The organism is Undibacterium sp. GW821-FHT11H02, from assembly GCF_058808015.1.
In genome coordinates, this window is sequence record NZ_JBXARG010000023.1 from 12022 (window position 1) to 38937 (window position 26916).

Genomic DNA, 26916 nt, shown 5'->3' on the forward strand with positions numbered 1-26916 from the left:
TGGGGGTGAGGGCGGTAGAACAACGAATTTCGATCTTTATTTGTTCGCTTATATCGTCAATCTTCATGCGTCGTGCGCTGCTCAAGCACCCTCACCCCGACCCTCTCCCGCTTGCGGGAGAGGGAGTTAACTAGCATTTGCTGCATCTATGTTTTTTTGCCGACAGCTTAGGCGTATAAATTTTGCTCCAATTCTGCAAGTGCCGCCATGTAAGCGGGTTTGCCACCAAAGGCGGAGACCAATTCGCTGGCGGTGCCCATGTTTTTAAACGGATCTAGCGTGAGGATTTTGATGTCTTCGATATTCTCTATGCCTGTGTCTGCGTATTTTTCTAAGAGAATTTCTAATACCTGTCTGGCTTGTTCGCCATACTTGGTGAAGTAGTTGCGCTTCTTCACTTGATCGGCGCGTTCACGGCGGGTGAGTGGTGGTTGATCGAAGGCGACATGGCAGATTAAATCGAAGGCGTCAAAGTCTTTGCCGACATCTTGTGCCAGTGCTTCTAACAATACGCCGTGTTGTTCTAGCTCTTGCAAGATGGCGCTCTTGCGCTCCGCTTTGCTCCAGCGAAGTAGGAATTGATCGAGTGAAGAGTAATCTTTACGTATGGTTTGACGTGTGTAATCTTTGAGTGACTCGGTGATGAGCTTGCCATCTGGCCCCATGTATTGCACGCGTTCTGAGGTGACATAGACATCGACATCGCCGACGATGTACTTGATGCGGCCTTGGCGTATTTCATCGTCGCCTAAATGGATTTGGCTTTGATCGTAGGTGAATGGATCTTGATCGTCAGGATAGTCAGGGGCGATAGGATTGCCATGTTCATCTAAGGCGACTTCGACGACTTCATCCGGTGGTACTGGAGAGTCTTCGCCCTTTGGTTCGTAGATAATCACGGGCTCGCCATCAAAATCTTTATCGGCAAACAGCTCGGTCGCCTTTTTAAAATCCATGATGGTGAACCAGTATTTATCGTAGTCCTCGTTGATGCGCGTGCCACGGCCTATCATCTGTTTGAATTCGGTCATGGATTTGATGTGCTGATCCAATACCACTAATTTACAAGTTTGCGCATCGACACCTGTCGTCATGAGCTTAGACGTGGTGGCGATGACGGGGTAGCGTTCTTCCGGATTGATGAAGTTATCCAGCTCGGCTTTGCCTTCTTTTTCATCGCCGGTAATGCGCATGATGTACTTGCGGCTTTCTTTTACCCGCTCTGGATTGAGATTGACCAGCGCTTGACGCATGCGCTCGGCGTGATCGATGTCATCGCAAAAGACGATGGTTTTGGCGTAAGGATCTGTCGCTGTTAGAAATTCGGTGATCTTCTTCGCGACCAACTCTGTGCGTTTCTCTAGCACTAGCGTTCTGTCCATATCAACTTGATTGTAGATACGGTCTTCGATCTCTTGACCATGCTTGTCGAGCTGGCCTTTGCTTGGTCGCCAGCCTTGCAGGTCTATGTCGATATCGATACGTACCACTTTATACGGCGCGAGGAAACCATCTTCAATACCTTGCTTGAGGGTGTAGCTATAGACCGGATCACCAAAATAATTGATGCTGGAAACTTCTTTGGTTTCTTTTGGCGTGGCGGTTAAGCCTACGTGCGTAGCGTTGCTGAAGTAAGTCAAAATTGAGCGCCAAGCAGAATCCTCGGCCGCGCTGCCACGATGACATTCGTCAATCACGATCAGATCAAAGAAGTCTGGAGTAAATTGTTTGTAGATGTTTTGTTCTTCTTCTGTGCCGGTCACCGCTTGATACAGGCAGAGGTAAATTTCGTAGCTCTTATCAACCTGGCGATTGGTTATCTTGGTCATGGCCTTGCCAAAGGGCTTGAAGTCTTTGTTTTTGGTTTGATCGACCAAGATGTTGCGGTCAGCCAGAAACAAGATGCGCTTCTTGGTGCCCGACTTCCACAAGCGCCAAATGATTTGAAATGCGGTGTAGGTCTTGCCCGTGCCTGTTGCCATGACTAGCAGCACGCGTTGCTGTCCTCGGGCGATCGCTTCAACGGTATTGTTAATCGCATTGGCCTGATAGTAGCGCGGTGCGCGGCCAGTGCCATCATCGTAGTAGGGCATTTCTACGGTTTGGATTGCTTCCGGTGTGGCGATGCCTTTCCAGACGCAGTAGCGTTGCCAGAGTTCGGATGGTGACGGAAATTGCGCGAGGCCAATCTCGATCTCAATTTTTGCAGCATTGCCTGTACGGTCGTGGAACTGAAATGCATCGCCGTTTGAGCTGAAGACAAATGGTACACCTAAGGTCTCTGCGTAGTTCAAGGCTTGTTGCATGCCGTCGCCAACACTGTGTTTGTTGTCTTTTGCTTCGATGACGGCGATAGGAATATTTTTCTTGTAATACAGGATGTAGTCGGCGCGCTTTTGTTCACCACGCGTATGCAACTTACCGCGCACGATAATGCGGCCTTTGGTAAAGCTGACTTCTTCTCGAATTTGTGTGTGCAAATCCCAGCCTGCATCGAGGATGGCTGGGGTAATGTATTTGCTGCAGATATCGCGTTCAGAAAGGCTCTTTTTATCCATCGACTAATCCACTGTCCACCAAAATGAGGAGCAGTGATTGTACTGCAGTCTCTATAGGGGAAAGGTGATTTTCTTGGGATTTATTGGGATGGTTTGTGGTGTTTTTTAGTCGGTACATGGGCGTGTAAATTTACATGTAAAAGTTCTTGAATGAATTTTCTTGAGGTGTCGATATGATTTTGCAACAAAGATGTATTGAACCATGTCGAAAAACAGTGCCTGTAAACCCATCGAATTCGACGGGTTTACAATCTTTTTTTGTGGCGCAATAGTCAATACTAATCCTTCAGTCAGACAACAAAAAACCGCCAATCAGGCGGTTTTTTGTCTATCGAAACTAAACAGTTACTACTTCACCAAATCAATATTTCTTAGCCTTACTAACGCCTTTAACCGTTTCAAAACGATTGCTGCTACCACCGCGTGCTGTTGCTGGTTTTTTGACGCGTGGGGCTGCGTCTTTTTCAGCAACGCGGCGATTGCCGCCGGTGACGCGTTCTTTCAACGGTACTGGTCTTGCGTTGACTAACATGGTGCTGCTGCCGATTTCTTTGATGTCGAGTTTTTTACCTGCGACCCACACGCCTTTTAAATGCGTGAGTATGTCTTTTGGCATGCCGACTGGTAGATCGACGGTGGAGTAGTCATCGAATAGGCCAATGTGGCCGATTAATTTTGCATCCAATCCAGCTTCATTCGCAATTGCACCGACGATATTGCCCGGTGTGACCGCGTGTTGCTTGCCGACTTCGATACGGAAAGTTTGCATAGGGATGGCGACTTTGCCTTTGCTGTCGGCGCGTTTTTTGTCGGCTTTGGCTGGGGCTTCATCGGCTGGGAATGTGGCTGCGCGTTCAACGACTTTATCGAGTTTGCTACGGTCTGATTTTTTCTCGAAACTGTCGGTGCGTTGAGTGCGCTCACTATGCTCAGCACGTGGTGCGCGCTCTGTGCGTTCGCTAAATTTGCGTGGCGCTTCATCATTGCTGCTAGCGGCTTCGCCATCGGCACGGATGTTGAGTGCCTGACCAGCAACGCGCACGCTCTTCAAGTGCGACAACATATCTTTTGGCAAATCTTCTGGCAGATCCAAGACGGTGTAATCGTCATAGATGTCGATGCGGCCGATATGTTTGGAATCGATGTTCGCTTCATTCGCAATTGCGCCGACGATATTGCCTGGCTTGACGCCATGTTCATGGCCAACTGCGATACGGAAAGTGCGCATGCCTGGTTCGGCTGTGCGTGGGCTGTGTTCACGACGTGGGCCGCGGCTTTCGCGATCACTGCGGTCACCAAATCGGCTGCCACGCTCATTGCTGTCGCCGCGATCACCACGTGCTGGACGATCACCGCGTTCAGTGCGGCTGCTACGCGCAGGTGCTTCATCGCGCCAGCTGTCATCGGTTTTGACTTCACGCTTATTTTTGTCGAGTAGCAGTGGCTCATCGCCACGTGCCATCTTGGCTAATGCCGCTGCGATTTCAAATGCAGGTACATTGTGTTCGCTTTCGTATTCGGCGATCACGTTCAAGAATTGTTCGAGTTCACCTTGTGCCAAAGTCTCAGTGATCTGATCTTTAAAGCGTGAAATACGCACATTGTTAACCGCCTGTATGGTTGGCAATTCCAATGGGGATACCGGTTGACGTGTCGCGCGTTCGATGGCTTTTAGGAGATTTTTTTCACGTGGTGTGATGAACAAAATCGCTTCGCCGCTACGGCCTGCACGGCCAGTACGGCCGATGCGGTGGGTGTAGCTTTCTGGATCATGCGGTACGTCGTAGTTAACCACGTGGCTGATACGTTCTACGTCCAGACCGCGCGCCGCAACGTCAGTCGCGACCAAAATATCGATCTTGCCGTCTTTTAATTGTTGAATTGTGCGTTCGCGTTGTTGCTGTTGAATATCGCCATTAATCGCTGCGACTGAGAAACCACGTGCGGCTAATTTGGAAGCGAGTTCCTCGGTGCCGAGTTTGGTGCGCGCAAAAATAATCATGCCGTCAAAAGTTTCTGCTTCCAGAATACGTGTCAAAGCATCGAGCTTGTGCATGCCGCTGACTAACCAATAACGCTGGCGAATATTGTCGGCCGTGCCGGTTTTTGCAGCTACCGTGATTTCGGCGGGCTTGTTCAAATACGTTTGCGCGATACGTTTGATCACGGATGGCATGGTTGCCGAGAACAACGCGGTTTGATGACCTTCTGGTGTCTCTTGCAAGATGCGTTCTACGTCGTCGATAAAGCCCATGCGCAGCATTTCATCGGCTTCGTCCAACACCAAGGTTTTGAGTTGGGATAAATCGAGTGAGCCTTTGTCCAAATGATCAATCACGCGACCCGGCGTACCGACTACGACATGCACACCACGGCGCAAAGCGGATAATTGCGGGCCATAGCTTTGGCCACCGTAAATTGGCAAGACATGAAAGCCCGGGATGTAACGCGCGTACGTCTGAAATGCCTCTGCCACCTGAATCGCCAATTCACGCGTTGGTGCTAAGACCAGCGCTTGTGGTGCGGTTTGACGGATGTCGATGTTCGACAAAATCGGCAAGGCAAACGCGGCGGTTTTACCGGTTCCCGTTTGTGCCTGACCTAAAACGTCACGACCTTCTAACAAAGTGGGGATGGTTGCGGCTTGAATCGGCGATGGCGATTCGTAGCCAACGTCGCTCAGGGCGCGTTGGATGGCTTCACTCAATTGCAAGTCAGCAAAGGTGATAGTCGGGGATAATTGGGCTTCAGACATGGGGCGGGCTCACTAGAGGAACATCGGGTACAAGAGGCGCGTTTTTCACAGGATGCGAAAAAGCATAAGGCCGTAGTTTACTCTTAGATGCTGTTTATGCCTAATGGCTTTGCTATTTTTCGCTTAAAAATCATGCAATTAGCTTTAAAAACAGGCTTTTTAATGGCAAAAAAATATCTTCTGCTGAATTGACAATGTGAAGTCTGTCATCTTGCGGTGCGGGTTTGCCGCTGACTTTTGTCGATTTCGGCCTAGGATAGTTTTAGCTCAATCTATTGCGTTGAAAAATTATAGTCCATAACACCGACACAAGGACACTCAGGGAAAGCAGGGAAAGCAAAGGCGTATTTTTTCTTGGCTCTGTGCTACTCAGCTAATGTGCTGTGAAAGTTTTTGAATTTCCTTCAGTCTAAAATTACAGGCAGTGCGACTTGGGCGGTCCCATGTGGCATTGATGATAAAGATAGTTTTTTCATCTTGCTTCTAGTGTCGAATGCGGGTATTTTCTTTACCACTATCGGATTGAATTTGCTGTTGTCCTTAATCTAAAGACTGGGTGACTATGACTGACTTCTGTGAAATTTTGGTCGTGGATGATATTTCTGCTATCCGCGACATCATCGTGCAACAGCTCAAAGCCTTGGCGTATTCTAAAATCCAGGTTGCTACGAATGGAGAAGAAGCTTTACGTTTACTGAAAGTGATATCGCCGAAGTTGATTATTACTGATTGGTCGATGCCGGTGATGGGTGGCTTAGAGCTATTACTTGCCGTGCGCCGCGATCCGCGTCTGAGTAGCATACCCGTTATTATCGTTTCGGCGGAAATGCAGCGTGATTATGTGATGCAGGCGATACAAGCGGGGGTATCCGATTTTTTGTTTAAGCCATTTAAGCCCGACGAGTTAGCGCGTAAAGTACGTAATGCGCTTACCAATTCTTATAGCACACCGGCCAATCAAGGCCGTAACGCCGAAGCAGTTGCTAGCAAACCCGAAAATAAACGACCCACGGTATTAGTGGTGGACGATACGCCTTTTAATCTGAGAATGGTGGCGGGTCTTCTGCAAGATCAGTATCAAATCAAGGTGTCAGCAAATGGCATAAAAGCGATCAATATATGCCAAGCCTCCGCACCTGACTTAGTGCTACTCGATGTGATGATGCCCGAGATCGATGGCTTTGAAGTTTGCCGTCGTCTCAAGTCCGATCCCCGAACAGCCCACGTCCCCATTATTTTTCTCACCGCAATTGGTGATGCCGACAAGATTGCCGAAGGCTTTGAGCTCGGTGCGGTGGATTATGTCACCAAGCCTATCGAACCCGTTATTCTCAAAGCGCGCGTCGCTGCCGCGATACGTATTTCACTTAATCACGAACATATGCGTGAGAAATATGATCTCTTGATGGAAAACTCGCGCCTGCGGGAAGAGGTGGAGCGGATTGCCCACCACGATATTAAGAATCCTTTAGCAATCATTTTAGGACACACCGCGACGTTTTCTGAAGATGCTGGTTTGACTGATGAACAGCGCAGCAAAATCAAAATCATTGAGCAAAGTACTTATGACATTTTGCAATTAATCGATCTCTCAAATGACCTGCTGAAAATTGAGCAAGGTCGCTATTTTCTGCAATCAAAGCGGGTTGATTTGAATGCGCTGATACACAGAGTGTGTGAAGAAAATCAAAAACTATTCATGAGCAAAGGCGTGGTTATCGAGGCAAAATTCTCGACCGGGGGATTGGCCCATGGCGAACTGATACAGGGGGAACAATTACTACTGTATTCCATGTTGCACAATATACTCAAGAACGCTGCCGAGGCCAGCCAGGCTGGTGATTGCGTCTTGTGCGAGCTCTCTGTTATTGATAATGAGGTGGTTGATATTCGTGTGCATAATTCAGGCCGGGTTCCTGCGGCAGTGGAGTCGCGATTCTTTGAAAAATATGTGTCGCACGGTAAAGTCGGTGGCACTGGCTTGGGAACCTATTCTGCGAAATTGATTGCCGAGGCGCATGGCGGCAAGGTAAGTATGCGAACCTCAGACGAAGACGGCACCACAGTGTCGCTGCGTTTTCCCTTACAAGCTTAGGGTCTGTTACTTAGTGTCTGTTACTTAGTGTCTGTTACTTTAGGTCTGTTAACATCAAAATCGCCAGATTCCAGGTGGATGTATTCAGTTAAGACGAATATGAGAACATCTCAGTGAGAAAAGACGAGATCGCTATCCGAATGGACTTTGTGGCTTTGGACAAATATGAAACCCCCTCAACGCCGAGACGCTGAGGGGGTTTTAAGTATAATCAACCATCTTGTTCGCTTAACTGCACGGTATTACCGATATTACTGTGTTTTGCCATCAAGTTTTGATGCAACTTTTGCTCAAACGCGTGAGTTGTGCGGTAGACCCTAGTTAAAAATGCCAGTAAGTCAGGCGTCTGTAACGCTTTGATACAAGCTTTGGCTCAGATTGAGGTATCCTTGCCAACTTCCATGAAAAAGCAAAGCAATTTGAATTAGAACCGCATGAAGTTGTACACAGAATCACGAGAGCGCGAGCTAGAAGAGCAGGGAACTATTCAGATCCATATTCGCATCCGACCTAGGCGTCTGGCCGCGATAGTGCTGGTGCTGTTATTGCACGGCTTGTTGCTATTTTTCTTGTTAAAAATTCGTACTGATATTCAAAACGGCAAACCAGTCGGTGGGCCTATGGTCTTTATCATGGATAAAATCGCTCAACTCAAGAAGGGCGAACCCACACCTAAGAAATCACTGGCGAAGGCGCCGCCAAAGTCAACTAATAAAGCTATTTCGCGCCCTGTCAATCCCGACGCTATCGTAGAGCCTACGCAAGAACCGGTAAAACCTGTCAAAGTTGAAGAGCCTTTGCCCGATATGGCGAGCATGATTAATGCCGCACGTGAACGCAGGCAGCAATCAGAGGCCGCAGCTGCGGCCGAAAATCAGGCTGCACAACAAGGCCAGCGCGGACTAAGCCCACAAGAAATTGCCGAAGCCAATGTGAAACGCAGTATGCAAAGAGCCTCGGGGCAAGATGGTACCAGTGGCGTATTTCAGATTATTAGTAAGAGTGTGCGTATGGGCACGTTCTCTTTCCGTGGCTGGAAGGTGAATAGCAATGGCTGGAAGCAGACTATCGAAGTTGATGCTGGTTTGAACGGCAATATTGATTTGGCCATGGTTCGTAAGATGATAGAAATTATCCGCACTCATTACAAAGGCGATTTTCGTTGGGAGTCGAACCGTTTGGGAAGGGTGGTGAATTTATCGGCACGGGTGGAGGATAGTGCAGAATTAGAAGCATTTATGCTGGAAGAGTTTCCTGAATTCGCCAAACCTAAGCGCTAATTGGTATCAATTCGTTCAGCGCAATTTTGTCGGAATTGCTCAGATTCTCACCCGCGTACATCCGCCAACACATTGAGAAAAAAGCACAATTTAATACGCCAAGTTGTGCGCCGATGCCAGGTGCAAATGTCGCTTGTTGGGGCGGAGTTTGCGTGAACCGCAGAGGTCAGGTATGACGGTCGATGCCGCATGGCAATGTTAAAATGCTGATTTCTTCAAAAGCGTTCAAATGCGTTTAAAAGCGGGAGACATATTGTGATCAGCCTACATCTGGGAAACATCGGGCAAATTATTCAACTGGCGATTGCGCCTGTTTTTTTGCTGACCGGTGTCGGTACCAATTTGACTGTCCTGACCAATCGACTGGCACGCATTATTGATCGCTCCCGGGTATTGGAAGAAATCGTCACTTTGCAGGGAGAGAAAGGCTTAACGCCGATTATGCGGATAGAATTAGACGAGCTATATCAACGTTCGCATTTAATTAATCGCGCAATCACTTTGAGCTCAACGTGTGCTTTATTAGTCTGTTTGGTCATCGCGGCATTGTTTCTTGGCGATGCCTTGGATCTTCATCTCGATAAAGTGATTGCCGCTTTATTTGTACTTGCCGTATTGGCATTGATCGGCAGTTTTATCTTCTTTTTACGTGAAATTTTTGTGGCGACCAAGACCTTAAGACGCCAGCGTGAACATGGGGCTAAGTTTTTGCCTTAATCAATCGCTATCAATTTCTTGCGAGCGTGAACGAAAAACCACGCTCCTTAGCAGAAGTGCGTGAAACCAGCGTCTAAGACTTGTGTTGACTTTCATTTGAGGCACAATGGAATCAGCTATCGCCTTGTTGATGCTGTGTTCTTAGTTAAGCAATTTCGTAGGGGCGGGGGCAAGCCGCATTGCGCAGGTGCTTGATATATAGGTGGCGTGGTTTGCATCCGCCCTACAATTTTGCAGCAAAAAAGCGGGCTTTTGCTAGAACCCCAGAGTAATCAAATAAATTCAAATTGAATTGGATGCCGCGTTTTTAGCCCCAGCTCCTGCGCGCGCCTTAGATCAACGAAATACCTACTTCCCGACAGGAGTTGACGATGATGACTGTGCCCATCATTATAGATTTCGAAGCATCTGGTTTTGGACAGGGTAGCTATCCAATTGAAGTCGGATTTTCTGGTCGTCATGGCGAAGGCTGGTGCTCTTTGATTCGCCCCGAACAGGATTGGCATCATTGGGATGACGAGGCTGCCAAGATTCATGGTATTCCGCGCGAGATTTTGGTAGAGCGTGGCAATACCTCACATTTTGTTGCTGAACAATTAAACTTTTTCCTTGGTGGTCGCACTGTCTATACCGATGGTTGGGGACAAGATTATGTTTGGATGGCGCGCCTGTTCGATGCGGCGCAGATCACGCCTAAGTTCAAACTCAATGATCTTTTTGAGATTATCGAGGAAGAACAAATGCCAAATTGGCATGTCACCAAAGAGCAAATTGCTAAAGAGCTATGCGTGGCGAGACATCGTGCCAGCAGCGATGCACGGGTATTGCAATTGACTTGGCTGCGTACCTTTGACGATGCGAAGAAACAGACGGCAGGGCATATCTAATAATCCAAACTTCGCGGTCATCCGTTGTTGCGGGAAAATTTCGAATTATTTGAGATGCCCTGTATAAAAAATCAGTCTTTTTTGTCGATCCACGGAAACAGCCTCATACACTCCCGTATAATATCGGGATGCAAAATCTCCTACACAATCTCAATCCCGAGCAGCTCGCTGCCGTCACTTTACCAGCCCAATCTGCCTTAATTCTGGCCGGTGCAGGCTCAGGTAAAACCCGCGTGTTGACGACGCGTATCGCCTGGTTGATTCAAACCGGACAGATCTCGCCGAATGGCGTCCTAGCGGTGACGTTTACCAACAAGTCAGCGAAAGAAATGCTGACGCGCTTATCGGCGATGTTACCGATCAATACGCGTGGGATGTGGATAGGTACTTTTCACGGCTTATGTAATCGTTTGTTGCGCGCGCATCATCGCGATGCGGGTTTGCCGCAGACTTTTCAGATTCTGGATTCAGGCGATCAACTTTCTTTCATCAAACGCTTACTGAAAGCGAACAATATTGATGACGAAAAATATCCGCCTAAGACTTTGATGTACTTTATCAATAGCGCCAAAGACCAGGGTTTGCGCGCGGTGCAGGTCGACGCCTATGACGATTTCAATCGCAAAATGGTGGCGCTGTACGACCTTTATGATCTGCAATGTCAGCGTGAAGGCGTAGTTGATTTTGCCGAACTTTTATTGCGCACTTACGAATTATTGAGTCGTAATCAGCCTTTGCGTGAACATTATCAGGCGCGCTTTAAACATATCTTGGTCGACGAGTTTCAAGATACTAACGATTTGCAATACAAATGGCTGAAATTGATGGCGGGCACGCATGGTGCGGTATTTGCGGTGGGCGATGATGACCAAAGTATTTACGCGTTTCGCGGCGCGAATGTCGGCAATATGGCGGCGTTTGAGAAAGAATTTCATGTTGAAAATCTCATCAAACTTGAGCAAAACTATCGTTCACACGGCCATATTCTGGATACCGCGAACGCACTGATCGAACACAATAGCAAACGCCTGGGAAAAAATTTACGCACCGACGCTGGGCATGGCGAACTGGTCAGAATTTTTGAAGCCAGTAGCGACATTCAAGAAGCACAATGGATCACGGAAGAGGCGAAGAATCTGATCCGCGATGGTTTCGAACGCAGTCAGATTGCGATTTTATATCGCTCCAATGCGCAATCACGCGTGATCGAGCATGCCTTGTTTTCGGCGAATGTGCCTTATCGTGTGTACGGTGGCCAGCGCTATTTTGACCGGGCTGAGGTCAAACATGCCATTGCGTATCTGCAGCTGATGGATAATCCACATAATGATTCAGCCTTCATGCGCGTGGTGAATTTTCCTACCCGCGGTATTGGTGCGCGCTCTATAGAACAGCTGCAAGACGCCGCCAAGCAATACAATATTTCTCTGTATGCAGCAGTGCCATATGTGGCCGGTAAAGCGGGTTCTTCATTAGCAGGTTTTGTAAAGTTAATCGAAGGCGCACGCTTTGAAACACAGAATTTGCCTTTGCCAGAAATGGTGCAAGTGGTGCTTGATCTGAGCACTTTGCTGACGCATTATCAAACTGAAAAAGAAGGCGCAGATCGCATAGAAAACTTAGAGCAGTTGGTGAATGCGGCAACTTTGTTTGTCTCCGAAGAAGGCTTCGGCCATGATGCGCCTGCTCTGGCTGGGCCAGCATCACGACCAGCGAGTAGTTTGATTGCGAACGTCGATGGCATCGAGATTATTGATGCAGATGCGGCCTTGCCTACGGTGATGTCGCCATTGTCCGCATTCTTGTCGCATGCCTCTTTGGAAGCGGGCGATAATCAAGCGCAAGTGGGTCAAGATGCTTTGCAACTGATGACGGTGCATGCGGCAAAAGGTTTAGAGTTCGATGCGGTGTTCATCGGCGGTTTGGAAGAAGGTTTGTTCCCGCATGAAAATAGTAGTCAGGAAGAATCTGGCGTGGAAGAAGAGCGTCGCCTGATGTACGTGGCAATCACTCGTGCCCGGCAACGCTTATACATAACTTTTTCGCAAACTCGCATGTTGCATGGACAGACTCGCTACAACATGCGTTCGCGCTTCTTCGATGAAATGCCGGAAGCTTCGCTGAAATGGCTTTCACCTAAAATTCAAGCGAGTTGGTTTGCGCGTCCAAAATCGGCGTGGGACGATGCCCCTGAATCCGGCGCGAATGCCATTGCACAGAGTTTCAGTAAAAAACAAACGAGTAGTGGAAACGCTTGGCGCATAGGTGAAAACGTTGCCCACGCCAAGTTTGGCGAAGGCGTGATTGTCAATATTGAAGGCGGGGGATCGAATGCACGCGCGCACATTAATTTTGGCAAATTTGGCATGAAGTTGCTTGATCTGAGCATCGCCAAATTAGACCGGATTTAAGGGTTTAAATATGATAAGCGGTTGTGGTCATCACCTTGGCCATGCCGCGCATCAAAGCCTTGACTGGCGTGGGTAAGTCGCTCGCACCTAAATTTTGTGCTGCGGCACCATGTGCGATTTCATCGACCCGCATTTGTTCGACGATTGCACGCGATTTATGGTCTGTTAATGGCAATTCTTGCAAGTGACTGTTGAGATGGGCTTCCACTTGCTTTTCGGTTTCCACGACAAATCCCAGACTGATTGCATCACCGCAGCGACCGGCGACAAGACCGCAGGCATAGGCGCCCATATACCATAGGGGATTGAGCACACTGGTATGTGAATTAAGTTGTTGCAGCCGTTCCGCTGTCCAGGCCAGATGATCTTCTTCCTCTATGCTGGAGCGAGCAAATTGCTGACGGACTTCGTTTGACTTTGAAAACACCGCCTGCGAATCATATAGGGCTTGCGCGCACACTTCGCCGACGTGATTGACGCGCATTAATCCGGCGCTGTGTTTTTGTTCCGCCTCAGATAAAGCCTGTTCCGTCTCGGTATTTCCCGGGTTTTTGCGTGATGCCCTAGCTTGCCCAGAGACTACGCGTAAGGCGCGGTCAAAATTAATCAAAAAGTGATCGAATTTTTTGTTCATCATATTTTTGTGTAAGCCCGTCAAAAACGCCTATTGTAAGCGCCCATCGCTTGAAAACCGTGATTGCGTCCAAATTTAGCGTTAACAGAAAAATTGATTTAGTAGCTATTTTTTTGTGTTTAAATCAGGCATTGTTGTTGCAATGCCACATAAATTCTAAATATGTCTTATAATAGCGTGATTCAATTTGCCCAAAAGAGTGATATTTGTTCCAATGCCACTTAGTATACGAGGCAAAACGCATCCGCGCTTTATTTGCGTGGCGGCACCAAGAGACAAATTTATGACAGATAATTAACTTATAATACTGTTTATTAAAGAAATTTATTAACCTTTGGAGAGTTTTTCAATGAAAAAATCACTTATCGCTTTCGCAGTTCTGGGTGCATTCGCATCTGCTGCTTCCGCTCAGTCTTCTGTTGTTTTGTACGGCGTAGTTGACGTCAACACGACTTACTTGTCCAACCAAACTACTACAGGCGGCAAGAAGATGTCTATGGACCCAAGCGGTTTGAGCTCTGGACGTTGGGGTTTCAAAGGCAGCGAAGATTTGGGTAATGGCTTGAAAGCAAACTTCCAATTGGAAAGTTCTTTAAGTGTTGACGCAGGTACAGCAGGTTCTTTGTTTGACCGTATCGCAACTGTTGGTGTGTCTAGCACAACATTTGGTACATTGAATGCAGGTCGTCAAACTAACTTGGCATATGACACATTGGTTCAAGTTGATCCTATCGGTGTGGCACACGTTGGTACTAACCCGAACATCGTTTTCGGTGGCTTGAACAATGTTGGTTTGTACGGCACACATGGTACTAGCAATGGTATTTCCTCTGCTACACGTCAAAACAACTCTATCAAATATGCAGCTCCAAGCGTATTGGGTGGCATCGTGTTTAGCGGTATGTATGGTTTCGGCGAAAAAGCTGGCGATGCAACTGCAAGCAGCTACGCTGGCGCATCCGCAAGCTTCTCTGAAGGCGGTTTGACAGCAGTATTCTCTTACTCACAATTGCGTGATGCAGCGAATAACTCCACTTTGCGTGCTTACACAGGTGGTGCTAAGTTTGTTGTAAATAGCGATGTAACATTGAAAGTTACTTACGCTGATAATGAAGTTAACACAACGGGTCGTGATATCAGTGTTTTCGGCGTAGGTGCTGATTTCGCTGTTGCTCCTGCAACTACTTTGACTGCTGGTTACTATGGCACACGTCGCGCTGGCGATGTAAAAGGTAAAGTAGATACATTCGTGGTCTTGGGCAAATACGCTTTCAGCAAACGTACAACTGCTTACACTTCTTATACTTATGCAAAAGCAGGCTCTTCATTGGCTAAAGATACCGATATCGGCTTGATCATCGGTGCTAACAACCGTTCTGCAAATCGTGTTGCAGTCGGTATCAATCACGCATTCTAATTTGCTTGATTTAGCAAAGTAAAAATAAAAAAACTGCCTTCGGGCAGTTTTTTTTTGAACTATATTTTAAATATATTGCTCTAAATCTGAAGTTTTTGTTGCTACTCTCTGGCTGTACTATCCCCCTATCGTTATGCCAACATCGAAAGACGATGCCTAAAGGGTTTCGTTTTGCATATGTTGAGAATTTGGACAACGACCAACTCAACTACCAACTAAAGATCAAAATCTCTTTACCTGACATTATGAAGAAATCTCTATTTGCTTTGAGCGCCCTGTTCTTGTTGGTGACCTGTCCGGCACAAGCACAATTTAAGGCACTCCGTCTGGATTCTGAAGCACATAGCATCAAGCTTGACGGTAAATTAGATGAAAAGCAGTGGCAAGATGCTGAGGTGTTCGATCGGTTTTATCAGACTCAGCCGTTTGATAAAACCTTAGCGCATGAACGCACCGAGGTTCGCGTGTTGTACGATCAGCGCTTCTTGTATGTGGGTGTAAAAGGATTTGATTCGGACCCGAGTCAGATCCGAGATTCATTCTCGCGCAGAGATAAAGTGAGTATTGATCAGGACTTCTTTGGTTTGTTCATTGATCCGAGCGGCGGTCACAAAGCGGCGCAAGTTTTTTATGTGAATGCACGCGGCACCGTCATGGATGGTGTCTATAGTGACACTAGTGGCGATGACACTGCCCCCGACTACGAATTCTCAGTGGTTACTGCCCGTTTTGATGGTGGCTGGAGTGCTGAGTACAAGATTCCTTTCGCATCGATTGCTTATGACAAGCATTCCACGACGCCTTGGAGCTTGTTGGTCATGCGAAATATGACGCGCGATCAGCGTTATCGTATGTACAGCGGTGAAGTGACTCGTGCGACCAGTTGCAATTTATGTTTTTCGGATGCGATTACGGGGATGCAGGAGCTGCCATCAGGAGTGAATTGGAGTGCAACGCCACAGTTGGTGATGCGTCGCTCGACCGACGAGCAAGCCGGTAGAGCGACGAAATCTGCACGTTCAAATGATGTAAGCCTTGATATGAAGTACAGACCGAACTCATCGACCACGATAGATGCCACAATTAACCCCGATTTTTCACAAATCGAATTAGATTCACCCCAGTTATCTGGCAATACTCGTTTCAGCATTTTTGTACAGGAAAAGCGACCATTTTTTCTGGAAGGCGCCGATATTTTTCGTACCCCTTTTACCGCGATTAGCACCCGTAGCATTGCCGACCCTGATGCTGGTCTGCGTTACACCCAAAGAGATGCCGACAAAGACTTTAGTGTTGTGACTGCGCGCGATGCGGCCGGTGGCTTGGTGCTGGTGCCCCATACCTACTACACCGCCTATGGGACTAGTTCGGTGGCGTCAGTGGCGACCGATGCACGTGCTAACTTCCGTATCGGTTCACTTTCTATCGGTGCGATTGCGACCGATAGAACTTATGCTGACGATAAAGGGTATAACCGGGTTGCAGGTCCGGATTTTGTTTGGCAAATTGACCGCAATCAATTGATGCGCGGACAGCTCTTAATGAGTTCGACTAATGCACAAACCGATGACAATGGTAATGTAATACGCGGCACCACCAGTCACGGACATGCTGCGTATTTTGATTGGTCGCGTGGCAATGACCAGTGGGGTTTGTCAGCTAGTTTTCGAGACTTGAGCAAAGATTTTCGTGCCGATAACGGTTTCTTTTCACAGGTAGGATTTCGTAGCATTAACTCTGACCTCACCAAGAAATTTGGTCGCGTAGGCGCATTACATGAGTTAAATGTGTACGTGTCTGGCGAATACAAATTGGACAGCGATGGTAATGTGATGTCGAGGAATCTGACGCCGGGCGTGCGGATATCTGGGCCTTTCGATAGTTCCGCTTATGTCAACCTTAGTCCTGTCGTAAAAAATCGAGTGAATCAAAACGGCGATTTGTTTTCATTAGCACGCGTAGGCACTGGCTTTGCCGCTAGTCCAAGTAAGGAAATCGCCAGAATCGCGGTCGATATGTCCTTTGGTGATGTGATTGATATCTTGGCAAATCGCTTAGGGCGCGGTGGCTCCTATTCCATGGGCGCTAAATTGCGTCCTGTCGATCGCCTTGAATTTGAGCCTAGCTATGCCACCAGTTGGATAAATGAGGAAAATACTCGTAGTGGTGGTCGTGCCTATATGGAATCGGCATTGCAAATTAATAGCATTGTGCACTTGAGTTCAAAAGATACCCTGCGCATTATCGTGCAAGATGCCCGCACTACGCGCAATCCTGAGATGTATGCAATGACGGTAGCGCCCGAAAGTAGTCGCAGCGTGAATTCTCTGGTGTATACACATCGTGCTGGTCTGGGTACTGCGACCTATTTGGGCTGGACTATGACCAAATCCGAGACACCAGGTTTTGTTGCAAAGCGTAAGCAAGCAGAATTGTTTGCTAAATTATCTTGGCAAATTTAACGTTGAATCCCTGTAGCTCAAATCTACTAGATACAAAATAATAGGGTAATCAAGCTGTTGCATGTCTTTTAGTTAATAAGTCGTATTTGACGACAGCCACAGACTTCGTTATCCTTCGCACATTGCGCCGATTTGAAATCAGCTTGCGGGCGCAGTTTAAGTATCTGAAAAGATATTTGAGCAAATAAATACGGCTAAAGCGAGCTTGAATGCCGCAGTACCTCTCTCCTCATTCAGCCCCTCTTTTAGCCCCTTTTTTAAATTTGTTTTTTTAAAAATGAGACCTTCATAGTCTCAAGGGAAAAATCTATGTCATCCGTTGGAATCGTCACGCCACAAGCGTATCGCTTCAGTGATCCTTTGCTTTTGCAAAGCGGTGCCAGTATTGCCGACTACACCTTAATGGTCGAAACTTACGGCACATTGAACGCCGATAAGTCAAATGCGGTACTGGTTTGTCACGCCTTAAATGCCTCGCATCATGTCGCCGGTTATTATGCTGACCAACCAAAAAATATAGGTTGGTGGGATAACATGGTCGGGCCTGGAAAACCTTTAGATACGAATAAATTCTTCGTCATTGGTATCAATAATTTAGGCTCCTGTTTTGGTTCCACTGGACCTATGCATATCAATCCGGCAACGGGTAAGCAATACGGCGCGGATTTTCCGGTCGTCACGGTGGAAGATTGGGTACGGGCTCAGGCGCGGGTTGCCGATCAAATCGGCATCACTCAATTTGCCGCTGTGATGGGCGGTTCGCTCGGTGGCATGCAAGCTTTGGCGTGGAGCATTTTGTTTCCTGAGCGCCTGCGTCATTGTGTGGTGATTGCCTCCACACCTAAACTCTCGACTCAAAACATCGCGTTTAACGACGTCGCACGGCAGGCGATTTTGACCGATCCGGATTTTCATGGCGGCGATTTCTATGCGCACAAAGTCGTGCCCAGAAATGGTCTGCGCGTAGCACGTATGATAGGTCACATCACTTATCTGTCGAACGATGATATGGCGGAAAAATTTGGACGCGAACTGAAAACAGGTGATTACCAATTCGGTTATGGTGTGGAATTTGAAATCGAATCTTATCTGCGCTACCAAGGCGATAAATTCTCCGATTACTTCGACGCGAATACCTATTTGCTGATTACCAAAGCACTCGATTATTTTGACCCTGCGCGTGAACATGGCGGCGATTTAAGCAAGGCGCTAGCGGGTACCAAAGCGCAATTTTTACTCGCGTCGTTCACTACCGATTGGCGCTTTTCACCTGAGCGCAGCCGTGAAATCGTCAAAGCCTTGGTCGATAATAAACGCACGGTCAGTTACGCTGAAATCGATGCCCCGCACGGACACGATGCCTTCCTCTTGGATGACGCACGTTACCTTAATTTTGTGGCCGCTTACTACAATCGCATCGCGCAGGAGTTCGCATGAACGTACAAGAATTAAAACTGCATCGCCCCGATCTCGCCTTCATCGCGGATTGGATCAAGCCTGCTTCGCATGTACTCGACGTCGGATGTGGCGATGGTGTGATGCTCGACTATCTGCGCACCGATAAACAATGCAGCGGCTACGGTATCGAGATCGCCGATGACAAAGTTTTGGAATGCGCCAAGCGCGGCATCAATGTGATTCAGCAAGATATGGAACATGGTCTGAGTATGTTTGGCGAACATGCTTTCGATACGGTGTTATGTTTGTCTTCGTTACAAATGATGAAGCATGTAGAACCCTTATTGCGCGACATCGCCCGCGTCGGCAATGAAGCCATCGTGTCTTTTCCTAACTTCGGTTATTGGCCACATCGCACTGCTTTGTTGCAAGGAAAAATGCCGGTATCTAAATCGCTGCCGTTTGAATGGTACGACACGCCCAACGTGCGTTGCGCCACGATCTACGACTTTGCCGATCTGGCCGACGACGTCGGATTACAAGTGATGGAATGCGTCGCGCTACACGAGGGAAAACAGATACACTGGTTGCCCAATTTGCGTGGTAGTCTTGCGGTTTTCCGTCTCAAGAAGAGAGCTTAAACGATGAGCCATCACGACCAGAAATCCGATCAAAAGCAGACAGCACTCGCCGTGAATAAGTGGCAAACCTATTTCAATAAACGCATGTTGATTTTGGTCTTTCTGGGTTTCAGTTCAGGATTGCCATTGTTTATTCTGATCAATTTGGTGCAGGCGTGGCTGGCGAAGTCGGGTATTGATATCAAGAAGCTGGGATTGTTTACTTTGGTGATGTTTCCTTATCCGTGGAAATTCATCTGGTCGCCTTTGATGGATAGATTTAGTTTTGGTTCGCTTGGGCGGCGTCGTGGTTGGATGGCATTTACTCAGGTCGCCTTGTTCTTTTGCGTAGGCGCTATGGGCATGCTTGATCCTATTGCCCAGTTTTCCTGGGTGATTCCGCTAGCTATTGCGGTTGCGTTTTTCTCCGCCAGTCAGGACATCGTGATCGATGCTTTTAGTCGTGAAATTCTTGACGATAACGAGCAGGGCTTGGGAGCCGCCGTTAAAGTGAATGCGTATAAAGTAGCCGGCTTAGTGCCGGGCGCATTGTCTTTAATTTTGGCGGATATGATTTCCTGGACTTGGGTATTCTGGATTACTGCAGCGTTTATGTTGCCTGGTTTGTTTTGTACTTTGCTGGTGCAAGAGCCGAAGGCTTATGGCGTGCCGCCAAAAGATTTGAAAGAGGCGGTCGTTCTGCCATTCCGTGAATTCGTGACGCGCTCAGGGTGGCTGCATGCGTTTTGGATTTTAGCTTTCATCTTCTTATATCGTATTGGCGACACGATGGCGGCAACATTAGCGACCAAGTTTTTTCTGGATCTGGGGTTTCAATTGTCGCAGATCGGGACTATTGCGAAGTTGACTTTGTTTTGGGGCAGTATCGCGGGCGGTGTGGTTGGCGGCGTCTGGATGATCAAGCTTGGGATTAATCGCGCACTGTGGATATTTGGCGTGCCGCAAGCTTTGAGTATTTTGGGTTTCGCACTACTTGCGAAACTAGGCCCTGATCCTGTCATGCTAGGTGTGGTACTTGCAACGGAAGCCTTTGGTGTTGGTTTGGGAACCGCGGCCTTTGTTGCCTATATTGCTCGCGCCACCGATCCACGTTACACCGCCACGCAATTTGCTTTGTTCACCAGCCTGGCCGCTGTGCCACGTACTTTCACCACCGCATTGATAGGGTTTATTGTTGCCAGCACTGGATGGTTTAATTTCTTTTTGATTTGTTTTGCTTTGGCAATTCCCGGCATGCTACTTTTATTCAAAGTCGCCCCTTGGAATGGTGATCAGGTCAAATCTTCGGATACAACAAGCTCGGCTAATTAAATGTTTCGATAAAAATGGTTAGCAATCTTTTGCAATTGAAAAATACTGATTCTGCTACCATTCTGTGCATAAAAATGGAGATCAATCTCATTATGAAAAAATCTTTGATTGCTTTGTCGCTGGCAAGCGCCTTTGTATTGCCCGTCACTGCGTTGGCACAAGACCACGAGCCACAAGACGGTGTCAAAGTCGGCAAGATGTCGATGATGCGTAAATTGGGTAACCTTGGTGGCGCCTTAGATCAGCAGGCGGCTGCGCAGTATGTGCAGACCATGAAAGAAGCCGAGCAAAAGCGTGCGCTGGCGCCAGATAACCATCCGCAAGTCATCCGTTTGCGTGCGATTGCAAAAAAACTGATCCCCTTCGCCTTACCATGGAATGATCGCGCCGCGGAATGGAAATGGGAAGTAAATTTATTAGGCTCTACGCAAATTAATGCTTACTGCATGCCGGGCGGTAAGATCGCGTTTTATACCGGCATACTCGATACCTTAAAACTGACCGATGACGAAGTTGCGATTGTGATGGGGCATGAAATTGCCCACGCACTACGTGAACATGGCGCTGAGCGTGCTGGTAAATCGATGGCTACCAGTTTACTGGTAAAAGGCGCTGCACTATTCGCTGAGTATAAAGGCTATAACAGCCAAACCGTGGCGGGGTTAGGCGGCGCAGGAGCGAACGTGATGATGTTGAAATTCTCCCGCGACGACGAGACCGAAGCCGATATCGTCGGTCTCGATATCGCCGCACGCGCAGGCTACGATCCTCGTGCCGGTGTCGTACTCTGGCAAAAGATGGGTATCGTGAACAAAAAAGCACCACCAAAATGGCTATCAACGCATCCAGCGGGCACTGACAGGATCAATGAAATTCGTAAGCATTTCCCTGAAGTGATGCCGCTCTACGCCAAAGCGATGAGCACATCAATTGAGGGTTTGCCGCCTTACCGTAGCAATGTGAAATCAATCCCTGATGTGAAGAATTGATATCGATTTAGTTTCTTGAAAAGTAGAAAAGCCGCTTGGACAAGGCTCGATAGAGTTTGGCAAGCGGCTTTTTGTCGCATACGCAATGACGATCAATAAGTAATGATCAGCGGTGAGTGATCACTAAAACGTTCATCCTTATAAATCGCCGCGGCCTTCGCTTTGGCGGCGATGCCCGGTGTCGCCACATGGTAGTCGATACGCCAACCTACATTATTCGCCCACGCCTGACCACGATTACTCCACCAGGTATAGGCTTCACCTGTGGTGTCAGGATGCAGGCGGCGATAGACATCAACCCAGCCCATGTCTTCAAATAAATGCGTCATCCAGGCACGCTCTTCTGGCAAAAAGCCCGAATTCTTTTGATTGCTCTTCCAATTTTTTAAATCGATTTCTTTGTGCGCGATATTCCAATCGCCGCAGATCACCAACTCTCTGCCCGCATTGATTAAGGTTTTTAGATGCGGCGTGAATTCTTCCATAAAGCGAAATTTGGCTTCCTGCCGCTCCGGTGAAGAAGAACCAGAAGGGCAGTACACAGAGATGATGGACAGATCGCCGAAGTCACAACGCACGTAGCGTCCCTCCGCATCAAACTCAGTGCTGCCAAAACCTATGTGAACTGCATCCGGTTTTTGTTTGCTGTACACGCCAGCGCCGGAGTAGCCTTTTTTCTCGGCATAGTGAAAATGCCCGTGATAGCCATGCGGCTGCAAGAAATCTTCCGTCATATCGTCTTGCTGTGCTTTTAATTCCTGCACGCAGAGAAAATCAGGAGCTTCTTTTTTCATCCAGTCGAAAAAGCCTTTTTTTGCTGCAGAGCGTATGCCATTCAGATTGGCGGAGATGATTTTTGTCATTGTCTAGATTATTGAGTGATTTTTTATGGCGTCAGAATAGCAGAAATGCGCACTCTGCGTGGCACTGCCAAAGACATGTTTCGCCAACAAAATGGGATACAAGGATATCGATTTACATTTACTTAGAGCATGCCAAAATATTATGTCAACACGCCCTAGTTGCATGACAATTAAGTATTGAGCCAATTTAAGAAAAAAGGGATGCATCTGTAGGGCACTTTTGCTGTACTTTTAATATCTACCATGACGAGCAAGCTGGCTTGATCGGCTATACTGATGCGATCGTTAAATTGGAATTACCATTGCTGCCAAAAATGAATGAAGAAAAATTACGTGCCGAGTTGCACGCCGTCTACCATAGTTGGTCTTGGCGACTCACTGCACCGTTGAGATTCCTATCTCTTAATTTAAGACGTGTTAAGTTTGTTCTGACTTCACCCAAGCGTGCCTGTGTTCGTTTCCTGCAAATTTTGGCGCGTCGTCCATATTTAGTGCAATTGGGAAAACGATGCTTAAATCGATTCCCACAATTGAAAACGAGGGTGCGCAGTGCGGTTGGTGCCTTGAATCAAGCGCAGACTCATTCTCAGAGCTTTTCAAATGAACCAGCGCGATCTGGCACGGTAGGATTAACGCCAAAAGCGCAACAACTATATGCCTTATTTCAAGAAAACATAATAACAAAAAAATAATCGACATTTATGCGCATTCTCATTGATCTACAAGCCTGTCAATCGACAGGCAGCCGCACGCGTGGTATTGGGCGTTACTCGATGTCTCTGGCAAAAGCGATGGTACAGCGCGCCGGTTCACACGACTTGCGTATTTTGCTCAGTGCGGCCTTCCCCGAAACCATAGGGCCGATACGGAATGAATTCGCAGGACTGCTTTCACACGAACAATTTCATACCTGGTTTGCATTAAGTGGTGTTTCTGGTGTCCATGCGCAAAATGCCTGGCGCCGTCGCGCTAGTGAGATGCTTCGTGAGCATGCCTATCGCCAATTTCAACCCGATCTGGTGCATGTCAGTAGTTTGTTTGAAGGTTGGATTGATGATGCTGTAACCGATATTCAGAGCGCATCATCGATTCAATCCGCAGTGACGCTCTATGATCTGATTCCCTTGATTCATCGCGAACATTACTTGCGCGATGAAAAAATGAGCGCCTGGTATTACCGAAAATTGCAAGCGCTGAAAAACGCTGATTTATTGTTAGCAATATCAAATTCCTCAAGATCAGAAGCGCTTGATTATCTGCAATTGCCGAACGATCATGTCGTAAATATTTCATCGGCGGTTGATGAACGATTCTTTGTGGCTCAGTACGCGCCAGAGCAGGTCGATGATGTACTGACACGTCATGGTTTACGTCAGCATTTCATCATGTATACCGGCGGAATTGATCTGCGAAAGAACATCGACGGACTTATTCGTGCCTACGCTAACCTGCCGGTCTCCTTGCGGGCGCATCATCAACTTGCGATCGTGTGTAGCGTGCATCCAGAAGAGAAAGAACGCCTGTTACAACTCGCTGCACAGCAAGGCCTGGAAATCGGATCGGTAGTGATGACGGGCTTTGTTCCTGATGAAGAGCTGCCAATTCTCTATCATGCCTGCCGTTTGTTCGTCTTTCCTTCCTGGCATGAAGGTTTTGGTTTGCCTGCTTTGGAAGCGATGACTTGTGGTGCTCCTGTGATTGCGGCCAATACCAGCAGCTTGCCTGAAGTTATAGGGCGTGCCGATGCATTATTTGATCCGTTTTCTCAGCATTCAATGACAGAGAAAATGGTGCAGGCTTTGAGTGACGACGCATTTAGATTGAGTCTTCGCGAACATGGCTTGGTGCAGTGTAAAAAGTTTTCATGGGATGAGTCTGCACGGCTTAGCATCGCGGCGTTTGAAGCAAGTGATGAGAGACAGCGCGCAAAAAACGCGATCACGGTTGCGCCGCAATTCTCGCAAAAGCCTCGATTAGCCTACGTGTCACCACTGCCGCCCGAACAAACAGGGATCGCTGATTACAGCGCAGAGCTTTTGCCAGAATTGGCACGCTATTACGACATCGATTTAATCAGCGATCAAAAAACAATCAGTACACCCTGGCTTAGCGCGAATTTCCCTCTGCGCTCAGTCGCATGGTTTGAGCAGAACGCGCATCGCTTTGATCGCATTATGTATCACTTTGGGAATTCCCCGTTTCACGGGCACATGTTTGCTTTGTTGAAGAAACATCCCGGTGTACTGGTCTTGCACGATTTCTATTTAAGTAATGTCGTGTCTCACCTCGATTATCTGGGCGTGACAAAAGGCGCCTGGTTCGACGCCTTGTATGAATCACACGGTTATAACGCACTGATAGAAAATAAAAATACGGCGAATATCCATCAGATTATTTGGAAGTATCCTTGTAGCTTGCCAGTCATTCGTGCAGCTCAAGCTGTGATTGTGCATTCTCAGTTTTCGAAAAATTTGGCTAAGAAGTGGTATGGCGAGGAATTGGCTTCCGATTGGAATTTCATCCCCCATCTTCGTTGTTTGCCTGAAAAATTTGATCGCATCGCGGCAAAACAAGCCTTGAATTTAAGTGATGATGATTTCTTAGTCTGTGCTTTTGGCATGCTCGGTCCGACTAAATTGAATCACCGCTTATTGCAAGCCTGGATAGATTCTGGACTGGCACAAAACGAACATTGTCATCTCGTATTCGTTGGCCAAAATGATGGTGCGCAATATGGTGCAGAGATGGTCGACCAAATCAAGCGAGCAAATTGTGGCGACCGGATTCGTATCACGGGATTTGCTGATCCCGTCGTCTTCCGGCGCTACTTGATGGCTGCCGATGCGGCGGTTCAGTTGCGTACCATGTCACGTGGAGAAACTTCAGGTACGGTGCTCGATTGTATGGCATATGGCGTTCCGACTATTATTAATCGAAACGGCACCATGGCCGAGTTGCCGGATCAGGCATTGCTCAAGTTGGCGGATGAATTTTCCGATCAAGAGCTGGTTAATTATTTGTTGAACTTGTTTGAGGATACTGGCTTAAGAAGCATGTTGGGGAACCGTAGCATTGACCACATAGCTCAGGCTCATCAACCCTATGTAATTGCGCGCGAGTATGCCAATGCAATTGAACGCAGCCATACCAATCTAGCCAGCAGCGGCAGTGAAGCTCTATTGCGAAAATTAGCCGCAATTTCAGAGGCTGCCTTGCCGACAGATGCTGACTTATCTGAAATGGCGCGCAGTGTTGCCGCGAATACGATGCTAGCGGCACAAAACCGTTTGCTGATTGATGTGACCACCTTAGCCCAAGTGGATGCGAAATCAGGCATACAACGCGTGGTCCGGGCGATTCTGTCTGCCTTGCTCACATCGCCGTTGTTTGCTGGTAGAGTCGAACCAGTCATACTTACTGAACATGGTTTGAAATATGCACGAGGTTTTACTTGTCGTCAGTTTGGTTTGCCCGATTTAAGTAGCGGAGACGATTTACTCGAACTCTCGTCCAAGGACATTTTCTTGGGACTAGATCTTAATTGTGGTCCGGTCGTTCAATATCCTTATGTGCTGCAAAGGATGCGGACTATCGGTGTCAAAGTGTATTTCGTGGTGTATGACTTATTGCCCATAATCGCGCCTCACTTCTTTGAAAAAGACTTGTCAGGTATTTTTGAAAAATGGATCCATGTCCTGGCACAAAATGCCGATGGTGCAATTTGTATTTCAAATGCGGTTGCGGTCGAATTACAGCAGTGGATAGATACGCATTATCCAGAATTAAGTAAGCAATTCGGGGTTGAACACTTTCACTTAGGCGCAGATATAGAGTCCAGCATGCCCGTCATTGGGGCGACGCACTTTGACACTGCCTTAGAAAATGTTTTGCAAGACAAGGTTTGTTTTTTGATGGTGGGTACCGTGGAGCCGCGCAAAGGACATGAATATGCGCTGGATGCTATGGAAGAAGTCTGGCGGGCGGGCGTGGATGCTTGTTTGGTGATTGTTGGTGGGCAAGGTTGGAAAACCGAGGCATTAGCACGCCGCATCGAAGTACATCCAGAAAATCAGCGACGCCTGTTTTGGCTCAAAGGTATTGATGACCAAAAATTGGCTGAATTATATCGCCGTAGCAGTTGTTTGCTCATGACATCCTGGGGTGAAGGTTTTGGCTTGCCATTAATTGAAGCCGCCAGATATGAGTTAGCTGTTTTGGCTCGTAAATTGCCCGTATTTGAAGAAATTTGCGGTAACTTCATAAGCTATTTTGAGGGTGAATCACCAAGCGCCTTGGCACATCAAATTCAGCGTTGGTTACAGCTTTTTGCGAAATCTGAACTTCCTCAAATACAGCATATGCCATGGTTAACCTGGCAAGAGAGCGCCAAGCAATTATGCGCGGCTGTCAGTAGATTTAGTCAGCAAAAAACTGAGCTAATAGAGGATGATGGCGAACCCACGGGCCATGAGTATAAGTAAATACTGAGAAAGAGTGA

Annotated in this window: 17 protein-coding genes; 13 read left to right on the forward strand and 4 right to left on the reverse strand. The window is 47.6% G+C overall.

Annotation, left to right across the window (positions count from 1 at the left end):
* Nucleotides 1-167 precede the first annotated feature (167 nt).
* Both hsdR and AC1RR2_RS18590 read right to left on the reverse strand, forming a co-directional pair.
* Nucleotides 168-2558: an EcoAI/FtnUII family type I restriction enzme subunit R gene (gene hsdR / locus AC1RR2_RS18585; protein ID WP_493223768.1), complete on the reverse strand. Its 2391-nt coding sequence runs from the start codon at nucleotides 2556-2558 to the stop codon at nucleotides 168-170.
* A 361-nt stretch (nucleotides 2559-2919) separates the two neighbouring features.
* On the reverse strand, nucleotides 2920-5313 hold the full coding sequence (locus AC1RR2_RS18590; protein WP_493223769.1) for a DEAD/DEAH box helicase: 2394 nt from the start codon (nucleotides 5311-5313) through the stop codon (nucleotides 2920-2922).
* Nucleotides 5314-5875: 562 nt separating this feature from the next.
* Here AC1RR2_RS18590 and AC1RR2_RS18595 point away from each other — a divergent pair.
* The 5 genes from AC1RR2_RS18595 to AC1RR2_RS18615 all read left to right on the forward strand — a co-directional run bounded on the left by AC1RR2_RS18595 (nucleotide 5876) and on the right by AC1RR2_RS18615 (nucleotide 12703).
* Nucleotides 5876-7408, forward strand: coding sequence for a response regulator (locus AC1RR2_RS18595; protein WP_493223770.1), 1533 nt, complete (start codon nucleotides 5876-5878; stop codon nucleotides 7406-7408).
* A gap of 434 nt (nucleotides 7409-7842) precedes the next feature.
* Complete coding sequence (locus AC1RR2_RS18600) at nucleotides 7843-8688, forward strand: hypothetical protein (RefSeq protein WP_493223771.1); 846 nt, start codon at nucleotides 7843-7845, stop codon at nucleotides 8686-8688.
* A 258-nt stretch (nucleotides 8689-8946) separates the two neighbouring features.
* Entirely contained in the window at nucleotides 8947-9405 is a 459-nt protein-coding gene (locus tag AC1RR2_RS18605; protein WP_493223798.1) for a DUF2721 domain-containing protein, read from the forward strand.
* A gap of 371 nt (nucleotides 9406-9776) precedes the next feature.
* Nucleotides 9777-10292: a 3'-5' exonuclease family protein gene (locus tag AC1RR2_RS18610; RefSeq protein ID WP_493223772.1), complete on the forward strand. Its 516-nt coding sequence runs from the start codon at nucleotides 9777-9779 to the stop codon at nucleotides 10290-10292.
* Nucleotides 10293-10420: 128 nt separating this feature from the next.
* On the forward strand, nucleotides 10421-12703 hold the full coding sequence (locus AC1RR2_RS18615) for a UvrD-helicase domain-containing protein (protein WP_493223773.1): 2283 nt from the start codon (nucleotides 10421-10423) through the stop codon (nucleotides 12701-12703).
* A 4-nt stretch (nucleotides 12704-12707) separates the two neighbouring features.
* Here AC1RR2_RS18615 and coq7 read toward each other — a convergent pair whose 3' ends face one another.
* Nucleotides 12708-13337: a 2-polyprenyl-3-methyl-6-methoxy-1,4-benzoquinone monooxygenase gene (gene coq7 / locus AC1RR2_RS18620; RefSeq protein ID WP_493223774.1), complete on the reverse strand. Its 630-nt coding sequence runs from the start codon at nucleotides 13335-13337 to the stop codon at nucleotides 12708-12710.
* A gap of 349 nt (nucleotides 13338-13686) precedes the next feature.
* On the opposite strand from coq7, the gene AC1RR2_RS18625 reads away from it, so the two are divergent.
* From AC1RR2_RS18625 to AC1RR2_RS18650, 6 genes are all read left to right on the forward strand, one after another.
* A complete protein-coding gene (locus tag AC1RR2_RS18625; RefSeq protein ID WP_493223775.1) occupies nucleotides 13687-14754 on the forward strand; it encodes a porin in 1068 nt (355 codons plus the stop codon).
* 245 nt (nucleotides 14755-14999) lie between these two features.
* The gene (locus tag AC1RR2_RS18630) at nucleotides 15000-17216 is read left to right on the forward strand and encodes a carbohydrate binding family 9 domain-containing protein (RefSeq protein ID WP_493223776.1); all 2217 of its coding nucleotides are present in this window, start codon (nucleotides 15000-15002) and stop codon (nucleotides 17214-17216) included.
* Between the two features lie 309 nt (nucleotides 17217-17525).
* A complete protein-coding gene (gene metX / locus AC1RR2_RS18635; RefSeq protein WP_493223777.1) occupies nucleotides 17526-18653 on the forward strand; it encodes a homoserine O-succinyltransferase MetX in 1128 nt (375 codons plus the stop codon).
* Nucleotides 18650-19255, forward strand: a complete 606-nt coding sequence (metW, locus tag AC1RR2_RS18640) for a methionine biosynthesis protein MetW (RefSeq protein WP_493223778.1) — start codon at nucleotides 18650-18652, stop codon at nucleotides 19253-19255. Before metX ends, metW begins: the two co-directional genes overlap by 4 nt.
* Nucleotides 19256-19258: 3 nt before the next feature.
* Nucleotides 19259-20566, forward strand: a complete 1308-nt coding sequence (locus AC1RR2_RS18645; RefSeq protein ID WP_493223779.1) for an AmpG family muropeptide MFS transporter — start codon at nucleotides 19259-19261, stop codon at nucleotides 20564-20566.
* A 92-nt stretch (nucleotides 20567-20658) separates the two neighbouring features.
* Nucleotides 20659-21555 (forward strand): M48 family metallopeptidase, encoded by an 897-nt coding sequence (locus tag AC1RR2_RS18650; protein ID WP_493223780.1) that lies wholly within the window; start codon nucleotides 20659-20661, stop codon nucleotides 21553-21555.
* A gap of 92 nt (nucleotides 21556-21647) precedes the next feature.
* Here the strand turns inward: AC1RR2_RS18650 and AC1RR2_RS18655 are convergent, their stop codons facing one another.
* Nucleotides 21648-22418, reverse strand: coding sequence for an exodeoxyribonuclease III (locus tag AC1RR2_RS18655; RefSeq protein ID WP_493223781.1), 771 nt, complete (start codon nucleotides 22416-22418; stop codon nucleotides 21648-21650).
* A 260-nt stretch (nucleotides 22419-22678) separates the two neighbouring features.
* Here AC1RR2_RS18655 and AC1RR2_RS18660 point away from each other — a divergent pair, with 260 nt between their 5' ends.
* Together AC1RR2_RS18660 and AC1RR2_RS18665 are read left to right on the forward strand one after the other, a co-directional pair.
* Entirely contained in the window at nucleotides 22679-23110 is a 432-nt protein-coding gene (locus tag AC1RR2_RS18660; protein ID WP_493223782.1) for a hypothetical protein, read from the forward strand.
* 9 nt (nucleotides 23111-23119) lie between these two features.
* On the forward strand, nucleotides 23120-26899 hold the full coding sequence (locus AC1RR2_RS18665; protein WP_493223783.1) for a glycosyltransferase: 3780 nt from the start codon (nucleotides 23120-23122) through the stop codon (nucleotides 26897-26899).
* Nucleotides 26900-26916: the final 17 nt, after the last annotated feature.